This window comes from Dyella caseinilytica (assembly GCF_016865235.1).
Taxonomy (GTDB): domain Bacteria; phylum Pseudomonadota; class Gammaproteobacteria; order Xanthomonadales; family Rhodanobacteraceae; genus Dyella_B; species Dyella_B caseinilytica.
The window spans coordinates 2,675,702-2,692,795 of the sequence record NZ_CP064030.1 but is presented as its reverse complement, the minus strand read 5'-3'; the positions used below and the strand labels follow the sequence as shown (position 1 = coordinate 2,692,795).

Below are 17,094 nucleotides of genomic sequence, written 5' to 3'. Positions count from 1 at the left end.
CTGTTGCCGGCTGGAAACTCGCCGTTTTCGGACATCAATACCCGTGCCGTTCGCTGTCTTGCCTGCGTAGCGGCGACACGTTAGCGTGGCCCACTTTCGTGCCCAGGGATCGTCATGAAGATGAAGGTGATGTTGGCGTTGCTGGCGAGTCTGGGGCTGGCCTTGGCGCAGGCACAGACAGCGCCCGTGTCTTGGATACAAAGCGGTGCAAAGACCGGCTACCAGGTTCAGGGCACCGGTGATCCGACCACTGCGCAAGGCGCCAAAGCCAGTGTTACGTCGAGCAGCGCGCAGAGCGACATGTCCGGCGTAGTCATGGCGGTGAGCGATGCTGCGCCTTACCGTGGAAAAATGGTTTCACTGCAGGCTGATTTGTCGACGCGCAATGCCGATAAAGGCGTGACGATTTTCCTGGCGATGTACGGGCCGAATGGATCGTTGGGCTTCATCAGTTCCGACCGGGTTCCCGTGCTGGGCGATGTCACATCGGCACAACGCCAGATTCAGATCGGCGTGCCCAGTGCTGCCACACGCTTGAGCTATGGCGTGGTGCTGCATGGCAACGGCACGGTGGACGCTGAGCACATACGCCTGATTGCCGCGGCGCCGATTGTGGAAGTGCCGCCGCAACTCGTGCTGGACAAGGCGATCACCATCGTTCGTGAGTATGCGTTCAACACGAGCAAGGTCGATTGGGCGACGGTTGAGCCGCAAATCCGGGCCATGGCGGCGAATGCAAAGGTGTCACAGGATGTCTACCCGGCAATTCGCGCGTTGCTTGCCGATCTTGACGACCATCACAGCTACTTCCAGGAGCCATCGCTTGCCGAGTTGCTCAGCACACAAGGCGGCCCGCAATCGCCTTCCGTTGTGGAACTGAAGCCAAACGGGGTGGGTTATATATCGATGCCCGGATACAACGGAAAAGATCCGCAGGCGCGCGAATCTTTTGCAGACGACATGGTGCAGGCCATCACCAAGCTGGCACCGCAAGTTCGCTGTGGCTGGGTGGTGGATCTTCGATCCAATACGGGTGGAAGCATGGCCCCCATGCTGGCTGGATTGGGGCCGCTACTGGGTGGCGATACGCTGGGCAGCTTTCGCGACGCGCAGGGTCGACTGACCGCGTGGCAGGTGGGTTACGGCATGAAGGGCAATGTCCCGAAGGGACCGGATCTCAGCCATGCAAGCGTGGCGGTGCTCACCGGCGAGCATACGGCCAGCTCCGGCGAAGTCATGGCCATTTCGCTTCGAGGGCGTGCCAATACGCGTTCGTTTGGCGCGCCGACCGCTGGCCTCACGACGTCGAGTGTGGATTTCCCGTTGCCGGATGGAAGCATGATCATCCTGGCAACATCCATTGATCTTGACCGCAACGGTCATGTCTATGGCGAAAAGATTGCACCGGACCAACCTGTCGACGCCTCCGATTCGAAAACCGATGCGGTGCTGAATGCGGCAGAAGCATGGTTGTTCCAGACAAACCACTGCGCACATTGAATTACACAGGCAGGCGGCGAGTGACCCTTGAGTATGCTGATGGGGCATCACCATGGATGCCTCACGACAGGGCGTCGTTACAGGATCGCCGTCTGGCAGGCGACAGCTCTTGGCATGTTTGCTATATCTTCCCGCAGGGGACCATGCAAAGGACGCATTATGACTTTTCGGAAGAAAGCGCTGCTCGCGGGCTTGGCGGGGGTGTTGGTGTTGGGGGCTGTATATCTTTATCTTCATGCTGGCGCGACAGCGCTTTCCGTTGCACCGGTGGCCTCAGCGATCCCGGCTCCGATTCATCACCCGGTTGCCCAAGCGCGTCATGCCCGCCCCATAAACGGCATCTTTAGCGAGGACATCCCGGCTTTTGCCTCGGCTGTGCGTAATGCAGAAAAGCAGTCCGATCCGCTGCAGCGCTGCCTGGCGTACCCGGATCCACCTGGCAGCCATTGGACACACGATGCCGTTGTCGCGTATTGCCACTATCGCTTCCAGCCGACGATCAGTTTTGGCGAAGTTAAAGACCTCATCGAACAAGGCAAGACAGCCGAGTTGGATCGCCGCATGGATGAGGCGTTGCATGCGCAGATGACGCAGCCTGACGCGCGTGGCCAGCTTGATCACATTTTCATTAATGCTTTCGATGATGGTTCTTTCGCGACTCGCGAGTTGCTTGATGCCTGGAAGCGGGGGTCGCCAAACAGCGCCTATGCCTACGCGGCAAGCGGTTATGCGTACGTAGCCATGGCACATGAACAGCGCGGTGGAAAGTTTGCGCGGGATACGTCGCAAGACAAGATGGATGCGATGGGGCGTCTCCTGCGGCAGGCCGATGCAGATTTACGACACGCGATCAGCTTAAACCCCCGCATTACACCCGTTTACGTCGCAATGATTCACGCGGCGGGTCTCGCGTTTGGGGAGGGGTACGCCAGACAAGCAATCGCTCTCGGGTTGCGTGTTGATCCCGCTAACTGGTCCATTTACGCCCAGATGATGTGGCTGATGCAGCCGCAATGGTTTGGCTCGCTTGAAACCATGCAACGTGTGGCTGATGCCGCCGTAAAGCACGCGAACCAGAATCCGTTGTTGTGGATCGAGAAAAATGCCGTCGCGCAGTATCAAGCCAACGCGGGTGGCTGTGACTGTGCGCCGCCCCCGCAAGCTTTCAACTTCCCCTCAGCGCTAGATGAGTTGGCAAATAGCCGAGAGCTTGCTGTCGTTGGCCGTACGGCGGCTGATCAAGGCGCAGCGTCTATGGCCGTAGTCTATCTTTCCGAGGCTATGCGCTTCGAGACGAAGACAGAGCGACTCCGCCAGCAGCGTGTGGCGCAATTGGCGCTGGTTGGTGAGCGGCAGATGGCAATGGATGAAGCCAATAAACTGATTGCAGAGGCACCCAAGGACGCGGGCAACTACCAAGCACGCGGTTACGCGTACGTTTACACGGGTGACACCCGGCGTGGCGTGCAGGATCTCGAAACCGCGCTCGCCATCAATCCCGACGATGATGAGGTGCTGGGTATGCTCGGCAACATCTATACGAATCAAACGCACGAATGGGATAAAGCTTGGGACATTGCGGATCGTATTATCCGGAAATACCCCGACAGTCCGGGCGGATGGGTGATACGGGCCACCATTCAAGAAAACCAGCCACGTGTAGGTTTGCAAGACACTTACCAGTATTTCTTGGCGCACTTCAGCAATGATCCGCGGATGAAATGGCAGATCGATCATATGCATGAATTGCTGACGCAGGCCGGGTCTGCGTCATCGGCTCAACCCATTAGCGCGAAGTAGCGCTAATGGGTTGAGGTGCCACTGATATTCACCCGCTACCTGCGTCTTGTGCCGATCATGCTGGACAGCACGCCATCTCTGCGAATCAAACCGTGATAAAGCGCAGCACCAAGATGTGCGAGAAAGGTCAGAAACAGCAGCATCGCCAGCCATGCGTGTGCATGCCGAAAAATGGCGAATGCGGCGGCACTGGCCGGGAAAATCGGTGGTAGGCGCAGGGAATCACTGAGCATCACTGGATAGCCGCCCGCCGATAGCATGGCCCAGCCGACCAGCGGTATCACCAGCATCAACACGTACAGCAGCCAGTGCGATGCATGCGCGGCGAACTTCTGGATGGCGGGCAGATCGGCTGGCAGCGGCGGCGGTGGATTGCGCAGGCGCACGATCAGGCGCACCACGGCGAGCAGCAGTATCGCGATGCCCAGTGGCTTGTGAATGTGAATCAGCCATTCGTGCCGTTCGGATACGGAAGCGACCATACCGATGCCGATAAACAACATCGACAGGATCATCGCCGCCATCAGCCAATGCAGCACGCGTGCGGCAAGCACGAATTGTGTCGTCGAGCGTGTCATCGCTTGGCCTCCGTCTGGCTGGTAGCGGTGCCGGGCAGATGCGCCTCTTCGCTGGTGCGGCGCAGATACGAGGTGGCGTAGGCGGCTGAGCGTGCGGGCAGGAGCGGATCGTCCGAGGCTTGAATGCCATCAGGCAAGACCAGCGGGTCGTAGTTGATATCGCGGCATGCGCCGCTTTCCTGTGGCGTGGTGCTGGTGAGTACCAAGGTGCCAGCGTCGATCTCACGGCGATCCGCGGGCCATGTCTTGGTGGCGTCGTTGGTGGGATCGCCGGGACTAGCCAGCGTGATAATCAGGTGCCAACGCTGTTGGCCTTGCGCAAGCCGTTGCGTCAGATCGGCATCCAGGTAATTGGGGTCGCTGCCGCCAGTGGCGGTTTCACCATTCTCCGGCACCATGCGCCAGCGCACCGCATGCTTCTCGCCATTCGCGTCGACAAGGACGAACGCATTCAAGCTCCAATAGCTTTCCGTGGCGAAGCTGGCCGATGGTTTCGCCGTTTTCACCCACGCGAGGAAGGCTGCTGTTTCCGGATGCGCAGCAAAGAAGGCAGCAATCTTGGCCGGATTCGGCTTGCCCGTCGCCGGGTCGGGTTGCTGGGCCTGCAATTGTTCGAAGAACGCTTGTGGTGTTGCGACTGGAAACACCGGCATGCTGTTCATGCCCGTACGCCATTGTTGGCCGTTCGCCTGACTGAAACGCAACGCCATGCTGCGGATCGGTACGCTGCCGTCGGGTGCATAAGGATTACCGCCGGGAATGGCAAAGCGCCCAACGATAGGAGTGCGGCCGGGTGCGAACACTTGCGCTGCTGAAAACGTCTGTGCCTGGCCACTGCTGTCGAAATAGCCTGCGACGCATACGCCTTTGGCGTGGTTGCGACGATAACCCGGAAACACACCCGCGTTGGCCTGGAGCTGATTGATCATCCGCTGTGCCGTGAGCCGCGATGGTGCCAGCCAACCGCCCACATAGCCAAAGGCGAACACAGTCAGCAGAAGCACGGCGCCAATCAGCGCAAAGCGCAGCAACACGCTCCGGTTACTGAGGGGAGCCTTGCCATCTGATGATGCGGCGGAAGGAGGGAATTCGGACGGTACATTCATGCAAGCGGATCCTCTTCGACGAGACGCCGGCCATCCCTGGGCCATCTTCCTCCAGTACAGCCGCGTTGTCGTGTGATTCGCGCGAAGATCTCGGCGGGTTACATCGATTCAAAGGCAGGGCGTAGGGGACTGACAAAACCCTTGAGATGTCTCAAGCCGTCATTCCGGCGAAGGCCAGAATCCATGGCAAGTACGGAGCGTGGATTCCGGCCTTCGCCGGAATGACGGCTTGGCCGAGTCGGGCTTGTTAGCGGCTTTAAGTCCGCAAGCTTCGCGCAAATCAACCCAAATCTATCAACAAACACAGGTGAGTCTGCGGTGGCCCACTGAGCATGCATCTTTGCTACGTCTATCTCCGAATCCCCCGACTTTGCCGCACTGCAGTTGGCGACCATGAAACGGGACGACCATAATGGGGGTCTTTCCCCATGGCAGTCGCAGGTATTCCGATGAACGCCCCCACCCGCATCGACACCACTCGCACCATCCGCGCCCCGCACGGCACGGCCCTGAGCTGTAAGAGCTGGCTCACCGAAGCGCCTTACCGCATGCTCCAGAACAACCTGGACCCGGCCGTGGCGGAAAACCCCGCGGAGCTGGTGGTGTATGGCGGCATCGGCCGCGCCGCGCGCAACTGGGAGTGCTTCGATGCCATCCTGCGTGCCCTGCGCGATCTCAATGACGATGAAACCCTGCTGGTGCAATCCGGCAAGCCGGTCGGTGTGTTTCCCACCCATCCGGACGCGCCCCGCGTGCTGATCGCCAATTCCAACCTCGTGCCGGCCTGGGCCAACTGGGAACACTTCAACGAGCTCGATCGCAAAGGCCTGATGATGTACGGCCAGATGACGGCCGGTTCCTGGATCTACATCGGCTCTCAGGGCATCGTGCAGGGTACCTACGAAACCTTCGTCGAAATGGGTCGCCAGCATTACAACGGCAGCCTCAAGGGCAAGTGGATTCTTACTGCAGGCCTCGGCGGCATGGGTGGTGCGCAGCCGCTGGCCGCCACGCTCGCCGGCGCCTGTTCACTCAATATCGAATGCCAACAGAAGAGCATCGATTTCCGCCTCAAGACACGTTATGTCGATGAGCAAGCCACCGATATCGATGACGCGCTGGCGCGCATCGAGAAATACACCAAGGCGGGTGAAGCCAAATCCATCGCGCTGCTCGGCAACGCCGCCGACATCCTGCCTGAACTCGTGCGTCGCGACGTGAAGCCCGATGCCGTCACCGACCAGACCAGCGCGCACGATCCGGTCAACGGCTACCTGCCGCAAGGCTGGACGGTGGAACAGTGGTTCGAGCGCCGCAAGAGCGACCCGAACGGCACCCGCGATGCCGCCAAGAAGTCCATGAAGAAGCACGTGGAAGCCATGCTCGCCTTCCACGCGCAGGGCATTCCCACCTTCGACTATGGCAACAACATCCGCCAGATGGCGAAGGATGAAGGTTGCGCCAATGCCTTCGATTTCCCCGGCTTCGTGCCCGCTTTCGTGCGCCCGCTGTTCTGCCGCGGCGTGGGTCCGTTCCGCTGGGTGGCGCTCTCCGGCGATCCGGAAGACATCCTCAAGACTGATGCCAAAGTGAAGGAGCTGATCCCCGACGATCCGCATTTGCACAACTGGCTGGATATGGCCGAACAACGCATCAGCTTCCAGGGCCTGCCGGCGCGCATCTGCTGGGTTGGCCTGGGTCAGCGCCACAAGCTCGGCCTCGCGTTCAATGAAATGGTGCGCAAGGGCGAACTGAAAGCACCAGTCGTCATCGGCCGAGACCATCTCGACTCCGGCTCCGTCGCCAGCCCCAACCGCGAAACCGAAGCGATGAAAGACGGCAGCGACGCCGTATCCGATTGGCCGCTGCTCAACGCCATGCTCAACGTGGCCGGCGGCGCCACCTGGGTCAGCCTGCACCACGGCGGCGGCGTCGGCATGGGCTATAGCCAGCACAGCGGCGTAGTGATCGTGTGCGACGGTACCGAAGCGGCAGACAAGCGCATTGCACGCGTGCTGTGGAACGACCCGGGTACCGGCGTAATGCGTCATGCCGATGCGGGTTATGACATTGCTGTGCAGTGTGCGAAGGAGCAGGGGCTTAAATTGCCGATGATTTGAATCATCGACCACAAACCATCGCTAAATCATTACACCCTCATTTTGAGGGTGTAATTTTCTATGGGGCGGATTTGTCGTATAAACACGGAGCAGGGCGATGTGTCATTTGGCTTTTCTTTTTGGTAAATCTTTGAATTTTTAAAGATATTCTAGTCGGAAGAGTGGGCTGGCTCCGGGCTTCGCGCTTTGTAACACATCATTTTGGGGTCGAATTGGAGTTAGGCCACAGAGGCGCTCGACGCTTAGAAATATCATCTTGCCGCAAGGAGAGGTTCCATGGACAACGCGACACGTCTGCGGTATTTGCAATTCGCTCTGCGCGCCATTGGTCTCGTCTTTATCTTCGGTGTCTACCCGCTCACAGTTGTATGGCCTAGTGGTTGGTCGTGGTATGTAGGCCAATCGCACTATCTTCAAATGATTATCGGAATCTATGCCACGCTGGGTATTTTCTTGTTTCTCGCGGCCAAAGATCCCACACGGCACATCAGCCTCATATCTTTTGCAATTTGGTCGAGCGTTGTTCATGGCGCCATCATGACGGTACAGTCATTTAGCGCCCCCGAGAATATGGGCCATCTATACGGCGACGTTTTGGCCCTCTTTGTGGTCGCAGCAGTTCTTGCTTTCCTTTGTCCAGCCGCCGCTCGACTCAGCTTTGACGGCAGTGCGGCCTAACTATTCGTTCAACCGGACTGCGGCGTGTTGATCGCAGAAGTATGCTGTGCACGCCGGCCGCAGCCGGTTAACTCAAGCGTTAGGCAACATGGAAATCGTATTCATTGTCCAGCATTTGAATGGAATAGCTCCCGAGCAAGAGGACATCAAATTTATTGGTGTCTATCGCTCAGCAGATGCTGCTCACGCTGCAATCGAGCGGCTCAAAGGTCAGCCCGGCTTTCGCGACCACCCAAAGATCATTGATCCGGAGGTTGACGACGAAACAGAGGGTTTTTATTTAGCAGAGCATCAACTAGACAAAGACAATTGGGTCGAGGAGTATGGCTTCGACTGAAGCCTAACTAATCATCCAAGCGGACGCGCTATCCGCGCGCCGCTTAAGTCAGGCGTTAGGGGACTCTATGAAGTATGTGGCATATCTTATTGTTTTGTTCGCCGTCGCTTCGGCAACGCACGCCCAAGATTGTGGTCAAAAACTAAAGCAGGAACTGCTTCAACGCGCGACAACCGATCAGCAGGTCCGAAACGCTCTGCAGGCATCGCCTACATCAAAAGATGCTCTTGATGCCACGCTAAAAACGGACGCAGACAATACTGCGTACATGCGCCGTGTTCTCGCACGATGCGGTTGGCCCAAGAAGTCTGTCGTTGGACCGGAGGCGGCGAAGGCTGCCTGGCTGCTTACGCAACATGCTGATATGGATCCTCAATACCAAGTCTTGGCGGCCCAACAAATGAAGTACGCTGTCCTCGCCAAAGAGGCTGAACCTTGGGACCTTGCCGTGCTCGTTGACCGCAACCGCAGGCTAAATGATCAACCTCAGGTATATGGCATGCAGTTCTTTTCCAATGCTGACGGAGTAATCGAGTTCTACGACATCGTCACTCCTTCTCAGCTGGATCACCGTAGAAAGGTGATTGGCTTGCCGCCATTCTTTTGTTGGGCTACCCGCGTTTCCAAGGACAACAAAGATGCTCCCATTCGCTGGCCTACTGGGGTCTTTTTTCAGCCCACATCTTGTGAAGATGCGCCCTAACAACTCGTCCAAGGCGGACGCCTTCGGCGCCGCTTAACTCAGGCGTTAGGTGTCATTACACATGTCTGCAGAATTGAGAACAAATAGTCCCGGATTCGTGGTTTTGTATAGATGGCGTCTTCATCCAGGCATGGAGTCATCGTTCATCGAAGCTTGGGCACGCTTGTCGGACTTGCTGCGATCGGAAAGAGGCTCGTTAGGTTCTCGCTTGCACTGCGGTAGTGACGGACTTTGGTACAGCTACGCACAGTGGCCAAGCGAACAGGCTCGAAAAGACGCGTTTTCCGCCGGCTCTGTTGATCCCGTTGCCAGCGTGCAGATGGAGCGTGCCATTGCCGAGAAATATCCGGAGATTACTCTGGAGCCTGTGGCAGACTTCTTGGTGGCACCTGCGCACAATGGCACCTGACTAATCATCCAAGCAGACGCCTCTGGCGCCGCTTAACTCAGGCATTAGGCTTTATGAAGAATGCTCCACCCGGATACGAGTGTCCGTTCTGCGGTATTGCTAAGACGCTTCCATCGCCTGCTCCAGAATCAGCCGTTGTCTTGGTGGATACCAATGTGTTCGCTTTGGTTCCGACTCACCACTACGCTGGAATAAAAGGCAATTGCTTGGTGGTGCCTCGGAGCCACTATGAGAACGTGTTGGATATTCCGGATAACCTTGGCAGTGACTTCTTTCGTGCTACGCGTCGCCTAGCGCATGCTATGCGGAATGCCTTCGCGTGTGAAGGAATATCCACTCGCCAACACAACGGGCCGGCCGGCAATCAAGATGTGTGGCACTACCATCTTCATGTATTTCCTCGCTACTGCAATGACGGGCTGCATGCGGGGCAGAAAGTGCCCTACACGACCGAGGGGCGAATTGAGTTGGCGGCTATTCTCCGGGCTGCGTTGCGGTAGCGTGCACTTTGCTTGTGAGTCGGGCTGCCTGGATGCACCATGCAGGCCTAACAATTCATTTAAGCCGACGCCACTTCGCGGTGCGGCTTAATTCAGGCGTCAGCCGTCACAGGAGATCTCGCATGAATGAACGGATCGACCCATTTGTACAGATGCTCGACTCTTACAAGGCGGCTGTCTTTGCCAAAGACGTTGACGCGTTCGCAACTCTCTATGACGATGATGTGCATATCTTTGACATGTGGGGAGCGTGGTCGCTTCACGGCATCGCGTCGTGGCGAAACATGGCAGTCGAGTGGTTTTCTTCCCTCGGTAGTGAACGCGTTATCGTGGATGTCAAAGATGCTCAATCCACTTTGGTCGGAGAGTTGGCTATTGGGCACGCGATCCTTACATACACTGCGGTGTCAGCGGAGGGAAAAGAGCTACGGTCACTTAGCAACCGCATAACCATAGGGTTAAAGCGCACCGGCGAGTCATGGAAAGTCCTCCACGAACACACGTCCGCACCAATTGATCAACGGTCCTTAAAGGCCATCTTGCAATATTCAGGTGGTGGCTAATTATTCATCCAAGCGGACGTGTACGCCGCGCACCGCTTAACTCAGACGTTGGGCCAAGGAGGTCAGGTATGCCGGCACACGAGAAGATTAACTACGTCGAATACCCCGCGCGAGACTTGGGTGCGACGAAGCGATTTTTTGAAGAAGCATTTGGATGGGTCTTTGTGGACTATGGCCCTGATTACGCTGCGTTCTCTGATCAGGGTCTCGATGGTGGCTTCTTTAGGTCTGAGTTGGCCGCACGCACTAGCCAGGGTAGTGCTCTCGTCGTCTTCTACAGCCAGCATCTTGAGGGTACGCTTGCCAAGGTCATCGCTGCTCACGGTGAGGTGGTAAAGCCGATTTTTTCGTTTCCCGGTGGCCGCAGGTTCCACTTCACCGAGCCAAGTGGCAATGAATTTGCGGTTTGGTCCGAGCTTGAGGCCTGACATTTCGTCCAAGTGGATGCGCGGAAAAACGTACGGCGCTTAACTCAAGCGTTGGACGTCATCCGCTTTCGTCCAGTTGGCTTTTGGAGATATCAATGGCACAACCCTTGTTTGTCCTCGTGCAATTCAACGTAAAGGACTTTCCGGAGTACTTCGAGCACTATGGTTCACTGATGAGTGCGGAGGTGGCAAAGTTTGGCGGTCAGTTTCTCGCGGCCTCGCGTGAGGTTGACGTCAAGGAAGGTCAGTCGAGCGGAAATTTCACTGCCATCATTCGGTTTCCTTCCAAGGAGGCGGCTGCCGCCATGTATGAGTCTCCGGGATATGCGCCATTGAAAGCGAAACGCATTGACGAACTTACGGACGGCGGCAACCTGATTTTCATACCGGGCCTTGAGGCAGCACAGCTGAAATAAATTGCGAAATGGGTGAAGCATGTCGCTTAACAATTCATTCGAGCTGATGCGCGCTTCACGGTACGGCTTAATTGGGGCCTTAGACGCCACACTTACATTTGGTTTATGGGAAGAGTCATGAGTACACGACCACCATTCATCGTATCGGCCAGTGAGTTGCCAGAGCATAGCCACGTGTATCCGCAAAGCGAGGAGGCCATGGGGCCGACTCGCAGTGTCGGCCGCGCGGCGGGTTTAGTTCGCCTTGGTATTAACTTGCAGCGTCTACCGCCCGGCATGCGGTCTTCATGGCCTCATGCTGAGTCGGATGAGGAGGAGTTCGTTTACGTCATTGACGGTGACGTTGATGCCTGGATCGATGGAGAACTTCATCGCATGGTCGCGGGTGACTTTGCGGCATTTCCGGCTGGCACAGGAATTAGCCACTGCTTTATCAACAACTCGACGATGGAGGCGCTGCTCCTGGTTGGTGGTGAAGCAGCAAAGCGTGGCAACCGCCTTATCTATCCACTGAATCCATCACGTCAAACGGATCTAAGCGCGGCGGATTGGTGGCACGATGCGCCGTTGAGAAAGCTCGGTGCCCATGACGGACTTCCAGACCAACTGCGGAACGCTAAACGCTCGGGCGATGCTGCCTAACCATTGCTTCAAGTTGAATCGCTCCGGCAGGTTTTACCCACTCACACGGTCGGTTTAAGTCAAACGGTCAACCCAGCGCAGGCCGACATACTTCAGGAGAACTCATGTTTGATCACGTCGTATTCGGAGCCAGTGACTATGCAGCGAGCAAGGCATTCTTCCTGAAGGCACTCGAACCGATCGGCATAGTCGTAGTCTCGGAGGGGCCGCTCGGCATCGAGCTTAGTGCGGACGGTAAGTCTTCATTGTGCATCCGCCGAGCCGAGGAGAAGCCTTCGCATCTTCACTTGGCGTTTACGGCTGAAAATCGCCAGCAAGTCGAGGCTTTCCATCGAGCGGCTCTGGATGCGGGTGCCAAAGACAATGGTGCACCTGGTCTGCGTCCGAACTACAGCGGGAGATACTATGCCGCTTTTGTCATTGGTCCGGACGGGCACAACATCGAAGTGGTTTACCACGAACCTGAGGGCTGATTCTTCACTACATTCGCCGCAAAAAAATCGGGCGCCGAAGCGCCCGAGAGGAGTGACGAAGGCTCACCAGGAAGCAAACCTTCGTCACACGCACACATTGTTTTTGTTTACCACACCATCGAAGCACCCATGCCCACGCCGATGTCGCCCTGCGAGTTGCCGGTGATGCTGCCCTTGAGCACCCAGCGGCCATTCGGCGTTATGGTCGACATACCCACCGCGACGGCGGCCTGGCCCCTGAACGCGCCGACACCTGCACCGAGCGAACTCTGGTTGGGCTGATACGCCTGCGGGATATTGGTCATGGCGATCGCTGCGGCGGTACCTGCATCCGCATGCTGGCCAACAGATGTGATACGGCTGTTCAGCTGGCCAACCTTCTGGTCTGTATAGCTCTGGGCCCAGTTCTGTGCCGCCTGCACCTGTCCCACGTTCGCTGCGTCGGTGGCATTCACACCAGCTGCTACATTGCTGATAGTGCGTTCGTTACCTGCAGAGCCCACGGATACTGTGTTCGCGGTCGTCGCCACCGAGCCTGCGCCCAGCGCCACTGAGTTCGTCGCACCCGATTGAACGGTTGCACCTTGACCTACAGCCGTGCCGTTGGAAGCAGTCACCGAAGCGTTGTTGCCTACCGCAGTGCTGTTGCTGCCCGTCGCAGTCGAATTATTGCCCACCGCCGAGCTGCCACCACCGGAAGCATTCGAGCCAGAGCCCACGGCGAGATTGCTACCGTCATCCGAAATAGATCCGGATGAACCACTAACAGGCGTGGAATTGGCGCCCTCGATGTTCGTAACACGGCCATCGATGTTGGTTACCTGACCACCCATGTTGTTGATCTGCGACTGAAGATCAGATTGCACACCCGACAACTGGCCGAAGTTCACCGCGTCGTACTGGTTCACGCCATCGGCTACGTTGGTGAGCACTACCGGTGCTGCTGCACCGACACCACCCAGCGTCACCTGACCACGGTTGGAACCCGGATCATAAACCACGGCGTCCATCGTGTTGCCATTGTTATCGACCAGTCCGGCTGACTTCAGCTGGCTAACGTTTACGGCATCGGTATCTTCGGTGCCCGCAGCAACGTTGTGAATCGTCACGGGGCCATCGGACTTGCCACCGCCCATTGTCGCGCTGTTGTAGTTCGGCGTACCGTCGGCGTTCTGGTCGTAGGTCACCGCGGCCATGGTGTTGCCATTGGCATCGATCAGGCCCGTCGACTTCAGCTGCGACACGTTCACCGCATCGGTGTCGGCAGTGCCGGCACTGACGTTGCTCAGCGTACGGGTTTTGCCGTCCTTGTCGGCGAAGTCAACCGTCGTACCGTCAGTGTCTGCGGCCACCGTGATGTTGCGGCTAGTCGCATCCTGCTGCACGAGACCCACTGAACCTGCGCCAATCTGCTGTTGCAGATTGCTGATGTTGGTTTCGTTGGTTGTCACGCGGCCATCAAGATTGGTGATATTGGTGGTGTTGTTCGCCACCTGCGCGTTGGTCGCATTGAGCTGCGACATGTTCACTGCGTCGGTGTCTTCCGTACCGGCTGCCACGTTATGCAGCGCCACCGGACCACTGGCATTGCTGGCACCCAGCGTCACGCTGCCGTAGTTCGACGTGCCATCGGTGTTTTGATCGTAGGTCACCGCGGCGATGGTGTTGCCATTGGCGTCGACTAGGCCTGTTGACTTGAGCTGCGATACGTTCACCGCATCGGTGTCGGCGGTGCCGGCACTGACGTTGCTCAGCGTGCGGGTGTTGCCGTCCTTGTCGGCGAAGTCCACGGCTGCGCCGTCGGTATTCTTGCCCACGGTCAGATTGGCACCCGTAGCAGCCTGCTGGACGAGACCAGTCGTGCCGTCGTCAAAGTTGTTCTGCAGATTGGTGATGTCAGTGGTGTTCTGGCTGACCTGCTGGTTGGTCGCATACAGCTGCGAACCGTTCACGGCGTCCCTGCTGGTTGCCGACAATTCACCCGCTGCAACGTTGTGCAGCGCCACCGGTGCGGTCGCCGAGGCACCGCCCAACGTCACGCTGCCATGCGTGTTGTCGTCGTACATGACGGCATCGGCCATCTGCCCTTGCAGATGGGTGATGTTTCCTTCGTTGGTGGTGACACGACCATCGAGGTTGGAGATGTCACCGGCGTTCTGCTCAACCTCCTGGTTAGTGGCGTACAGTTGCGAACCATTTACAGCATCTGTGCTGGTCGCAGATACGTTGCCCGCAGCTACTCCCGTTAGCTGACGCGCGCCCTCGGTGCCAGTGAAGTCGACAAGAGTACCGGTCTTGCCCGCAGCTACCGTGACGTTGCCCGTGGCGGGATCCTGCTGGACCAAACCAATCGTGCCGTTATCAAAGTTGTTCTGAAGGTTGGTGATGTCGGTGGTGTTCTGGCCAACTTGCTGGTTCGTTGCATATAGCTGCGAACCGTTCACAGCATCGGTGCTGGTCGAGGACAATTCACCTTCGGCTACGTTGTGTAACGCGATCGGCGCAGTCGCTGAAGTGCCGCCGAGCGTCACGCTACCGTGCGTGCTGTCGTCGTACATCACCGCGTCGGCCTGACCGGTCTGCAGATTGGTGATGTCATTTTCATTGGTGGTCACACGACCATTGAGGTTGGTGACGCTGGTGTTGATCGAACCGATATTGCTGGTGTTTTGTGCCACTTGCTGGTTGGTCGCATTGAGCTGCGAACCGTTCACTGCATCAGTGCTGGTGGAGGAAACCTCACCCGGTGCCACGTTGTGCAGGGTCACCGGCGAAGTTGCTGAAGTGCCACCCAGGGTTACGCTGCCATGTGTGTTGTCGTCATACGTAACGGCATCAGCCATCTGACCTTGCAGATGGGTGATGTCGCCCTGGGCCGTCGTCAAACCGCCATCCAGTGCGTCGAGCGCATCGCCAACCGTTTTCTGCGTACCGTTCTGCACGGTGTAGGTCGGCGACGTGATAGAGCCGTCGGCCGCAACGCCCGTGCCACCGCCCAGCGAGGAAGCCACGCCATTGAGCTGCGAGACGTTCACCGCGTCGGTGACCTGCGTACCAGCAGCCAAGTACTCGATCTGACGTTGTGCGGTGCTCGAACCCACCGAAACGGTATTGGCGCGGTCGGCCACGCTATTGGTACCCAAGGCAACGGAGTTGGTGCCGTAGGTTTGAGCGTTCTGACCCAGAGCCGCACTATTCGCCAAAGACGCTATAGCTCCTTGGCCTAAGGCTACGGTACCCGACAGATTCGCCACCGCACCTTGGCCTACCGCTGTCGAGTTGTTGCCTTGTGCCAACGCACCGGCGCCGATGGCTGTGGTCGACGCGGCCGAGGCATGCGCACCACTACCGAAAGCAACAGCGTCGGTTGCAGCAGCCCCGGTTACTGCTTGATTACCAATGGCCACGTTGCCATCTGCTCCTTGCGCCAATGCGCTGGGTCCTATCGCGATCGATCCGGTGCCTGCAGCGCTGGCATCGTCAGTACCGTCGTTTAAGCCATTGGCCTTGAAATAACGCGAAGCGGCACTCGTGTTGTTTTGCAAGTTGGTGATGCTGCTCTGCGCCGTGGTCAAGTTGCCATCGAGTGCGCTGAGTGCATCACCGACGGTAGTCTGCGCATGGCCCTGCACGTTATAGGTCGGACCCGTGACAGCACCCGTGGTCGAGTTGATCGACGCGCCGCCACCCAAACCGGCCACCACGGGTGCCAGCTGGCTTACGTTCACCGCGTCGTTAGCTTGCGTACCTGCGCCGACATTCACAATTTGTCGTGTGAAGGATGAACCGGCGACATCGCTGCCAACGGAAACCGTGCCGCTGCGTTCCGACACCGAGCCCGCGCCCAATGCAACGGAATTTGCTCCGGTCGCTTTGGTGTTGTAGCCAAGTGCCGTAGAAGTACTGCCAGACGCGGTTGAATACGGACCCAATGCCATCGAATTGGTGGTGCTGGCTTTGCTCGCCACACCCATGGCCACGGAGTTTTCACCGGTGGCCTGCGCGCCATTGCCTGCCGTGGAAGCACCGCCCAGGGCGATGGAATACGTGCCTGACGCCGTGGCGTTGCTGCCCTGGGCCATGGAGTAATCGCCACTTGCCTGGCTAAGTACGCCCATCGAGATGGACCTCAAACCGGAAGCCATTGCGGCGTTGCCTTGGGTCGATGCGCCACCGATGGCGATCGAGTAATCGGCCAGAGCGTTTGTATTGCCACCTATCGCGACCGCACCGGTACCTTGGCTATTGGCCGTATCGCCTACTGCGACAGCACCAGCGCCATTGGCCGTGGATTGGTGTCCAACGGCCGTCGCAGCACTGACGTCGGTACCTGTTGCGGTGCCGCCACCGATGGCAAAGTCGGCTGCACAGATGCCTTGATCGTTGGTCGTACCGTTCGTGCCATCGGGCAACATACAAGTCTGTTGCGCCATGGCCGAAGCCGCGCCTGATGCAAGCACGATCGATGTGATCGCCTGAGCGATGAATGTACGAGTGGATTTCTTTTTACGGCCCTTGGCCAGTTCGGATGCCACTACCCACTTTCCAGTGGCGGCGTTCCAGACAATGCGATAGATGGTGTTCATATACTGGTTTCCTGGTGAGTCAGTCAAAGATTCGGACGCACTTTTCGTTGCGTGGTCTTGCGATCGCGCAACGACATCCATTCGATGTTTGGTTATTCCTTGAAGTGCGACGTCCTCGCCGTTATCTCGCGAGGTCTCATCAGGAATGCTAGAAAGACGCTTGGGACGAACCCATCGGATCAGACTTAATCTTTATTAGTACCAGCCTGAAAATTTTGGCTTGGAAGGTCAATTCGAGCACTTGCCGTGCATCTG

The 17,094-nt window shown here is 57.7% G+C and carries 16 protein-coding genes; 13 read left to right on the top strand and 3 right to left on the bottom strand.

The features are described 5' to 3' along the window. Positions 1-114 precede the first annotated feature (114 nt). Together ISN74_RS11565 and ISN74_RS11560 are read left to right on the top strand one after the other, a co-directional pair. Positions 115-1,500 carry a S41 family peptidase gene (locus ISN74_RS11565; protein WP_188800803.1) on the top strand — a complete coding sequence of 462 codons (1,386 nt, stop codon included), beginning with the start codon at positions 115-117 and terminating at the stop codon, positions 1,498-1,500. Positions 1,501-1,659: 159 nt separating this feature from the next. Further along, positions 1,660-3,300 (top strand): tetratricopeptide repeat protein, encoded by a 1,641-nt coding sequence (locus ISN74_RS11560; protein WP_188800801.1) that lies wholly within the window; start codon positions 1,660-1,662, stop codon positions 3,298-3,300. 35 nt (positions 3,301-3,335) lie between these two features. Here ISN74_RS11560 and ISN74_RS11555 read toward each other — a convergent pair whose 3' ends face one another. Then, positions 3,336-3,878 (bottom strand): cytochrome b, encoded by a 543-nt coding sequence (locus ISN74_RS11555; protein WP_188800799.1) that lies wholly within the window; start codon positions 3,876-3,878, stop codon positions 3,336-3,338. Continuing rightward, on the bottom strand, positions 3,875-4,984 hold the full coding sequence (locus tag ISN74_RS11550; RefSeq protein WP_188800797.1) for a catalase family peroxidase: 1,110 nt from the start codon (positions 4,982-4,984) through the stop codon (positions 3,875-3,877). Before ISN74_RS11550 ends, ISN74_RS11555 begins: the two co-directional genes overlap by 4 nt. 449 nt (positions 4,985-5,433) lie before the next feature. Here ISN74_RS11550 and hutU point away from each other — a divergent pair, with 449 nt between their 5' ends. The 11 genes from hutU (at position 5,434) to ISN74_RS11495 (ending at position 12,253) form a co-directional block, all read left to right on the top strand. Further along, on the top strand, positions 5,434-7,104 hold the full coding sequence (gene hutU, locus ISN74_RS11545; protein WP_188800795.1) for a urocanate hydratase: 1,671 nt from the start codon (positions 5,434-5,436) through the stop codon (positions 7,102-7,104). Positions 7,105-7,380: 276 nt separating this feature from the next. Then, positions 7,381-7,782 carry a DUF6632 domain-containing protein gene (locus ISN74_RS11540; protein WP_188800793.1) on the top strand — a complete coding sequence of 134 codons (402 nt, stop codon included), beginning with the start codon at positions 7,381-7,383 and terminating at the stop codon, positions 7,780-7,782. An 88-nt stretch (positions 7,783-7,870) separates the two neighbouring features. Further along, on the top strand, positions 7,871-8,119 hold the full coding sequence (locus ISN74_RS11535; RefSeq protein WP_188800791.1) for a DUF7336 domain-containing protein: 249 nt from the start codon (positions 7,871-7,873) through the stop codon (positions 8,117-8,119). Between the two features lie 67 nt (positions 8,120-8,186). Next, positions 8,187-8,822: a DUF6624 domain-containing protein gene (locus ISN74_RS11530; protein WP_188800789.1), complete on the top strand. Its 636-nt coding sequence runs from the start codon at positions 8,187-8,189 to the stop codon at positions 8,820-8,822. 61 nt (positions 8,823-8,883) lie between these two features. Next, entirely contained in the window at positions 8,884-9,231 is a 348-nt protein-coding gene (locus ISN74_RS11525; RefSeq protein WP_188800787.1) for an antibiotic biosynthesis monooxygenase family protein, read from the top strand. 53 nt (positions 9,232-9,284) lie between these two features. After that, positions 9,285-9,731, top strand: coding sequence for an HIT family protein (locus tag ISN74_RS11520; protein ID WP_188800785.1), 447 nt, complete (start codon positions 9,285-9,287; stop codon positions 9,729-9,731). 122 nt (positions 9,732-9,853) lie between these two features. Next, entirely contained in the window at positions 9,854-10,294 is a 441-nt protein-coding gene (locus tag ISN74_RS11515) for a YybH family protein (protein WP_188800783.1), read from the top strand. 68 nt (positions 10,295-10,362) lie between these two features. Next, the gene (locus ISN74_RS11510) at positions 10,363-10,722 is read left to right on the top strand and encodes a VOC family protein (protein ID WP_188800781.1); all 360 of its coding nucleotides are present in this window, start codon (positions 10,363-10,365) and stop codon (positions 10,720-10,722) included. Between the two features lie 95 nt (positions 10,723-10,817). Then, complete coding sequence (locus ISN74_RS11505; protein ID WP_188800779.1) at positions 10,818-11,138, top strand: DUF1330 domain-containing protein; 321 nt, start codon at positions 10,818-10,820, stop codon at positions 11,136-11,138. 117 nt (positions 11,139-11,255) lie between these two features. Continuing rightward, entirely contained in the window at positions 11,256-11,780 is a 525-nt protein-coding gene (locus ISN74_RS11500) for a cupin domain-containing protein (RefSeq protein ID WP_188800777.1), read from the top strand. 104 nt (positions 11,781-11,884) lie between these two features. Beyond that, positions 11,885-12,253, top strand: a complete 369-nt coding sequence (locus ISN74_RS11495) for a VOC family protein (RefSeq protein WP_188800776.1) — start codon at positions 11,885-11,887, stop codon at positions 12,251-12,253. A gap of 107 nt (positions 12,254-12,360) precedes the next feature. On the opposite strand, the gene ISN74_RS11490 is transcribed toward ISN74_RS11495, so the two are convergent. Continuing rightward, entirely contained in the window at positions 12,361-16,839 is a 4,479-nt protein-coding gene (locus ISN74_RS11490; protein WP_188800773.1) for a YadA-like family protein, read from the bottom strand. Between the last annotated feature and the right edge of the window lie 255 nt (positions 16,840-17,094).

Coding starts and splice junctions, on each gene's coding strand:
- ISN74_RS11565 (WP_188800803.1), top strand. CDS start 115: ATGAAGATGAAGGTGATGTTGGCGTTGCTGGCGAGTCTGGGGCTGGCC.
- ISN74_RS11560 (WP_188800801.1), top strand. CDS start 1,660: ATGACTTTTCGGAAGAAAGCGCTGCTCGCGGGCTTGGCGGGGGTGTTG.
- ISN74_RS11555 (WP_188800799.1), bottom strand. CDS start 3,878: ATGACACGCTCGACGACACAATTCGTGCTTGCCGCACGCGTGCTGCAT.
- ISN74_RS11550 (WP_188800797.1), bottom strand. CDS start 4,984: ATGAATGTACCGTCCGAATTCCCTCCTTCCGCCGCATCATCAGATGGC.
- hutU (WP_188800795.1), top strand. CDS start 5,434: ATGAACGCCCCCACCCGCATCGACACCACTCGCACCATCCGCGCCCCG.
- ISN74_RS11540 (WP_188800793.1), top strand. CDS start 7,381: ATGGACAACGCGACACGTCTGCGGTATTTGCAATTCGCTCTGCGCGCC.
- ISN74_RS11535 (WP_188800791.1), top strand. CDS start 7,871: ATGGAAATCGTATTCATTGTCCAGCATTTGAATGGAATAGCTCCCGAG.
- ISN74_RS11530 (WP_188800789.1), top strand. CDS start 8,187: ATGAAGTATGTGGCATATCTTATTGTTTTGTTCGCCGTCGCTTCGGCA.
- ISN74_RS11525 (WP_188800787.1), top strand. CDS start 8,884: ATGTCTGCAGAATTGAGAACAAATAGTCCCGGATTCGTGGTTTTGTAT.
- ISN74_RS11520 (WP_188800785.1), top strand. CDS start 9,285: ATGAAGAATGCTCCACCCGGATACGAGTGTCCGTTCTGCGGTATTGCT.
- ISN74_RS11515 (WP_188800783.1), top strand. CDS start 9,854: ATGAATGAACGGATCGACCCATTTGTACAGATGCTCGACTCTTACAAG.
- ISN74_RS11510 (WP_188800781.1), top strand. CDS start 10,363: ATGCCGGCACACGAGAAGATTAACTACGTCGAATACCCCGCGCGAGAC.
- ISN74_RS11505 (WP_188800779.1), top strand. CDS start 10,818: ATGGCACAACCCTTGTTTGTCCTCGTGCAATTCAACGTAAAGGACTTT.
- ISN74_RS11500 (WP_188800777.1), top strand. CDS start 11,256: ATGAGTACACGACCACCATTCATCGTATCGGCCAGTGAGTTGCCAGAG.
- ISN74_RS11495 (WP_188800776.1), top strand. CDS start 11,885: ATGTTTGATCACGTCGTATTCGGAGCCAGTGACTATGCAGCGAGCAAG.
- ISN74_RS11490 (WP_188800773.1), bottom strand. CDS start 16,839: ATGAACACCATCTATCGCATTGTCTGGAACGCCGCCACTGGAAAGTGG.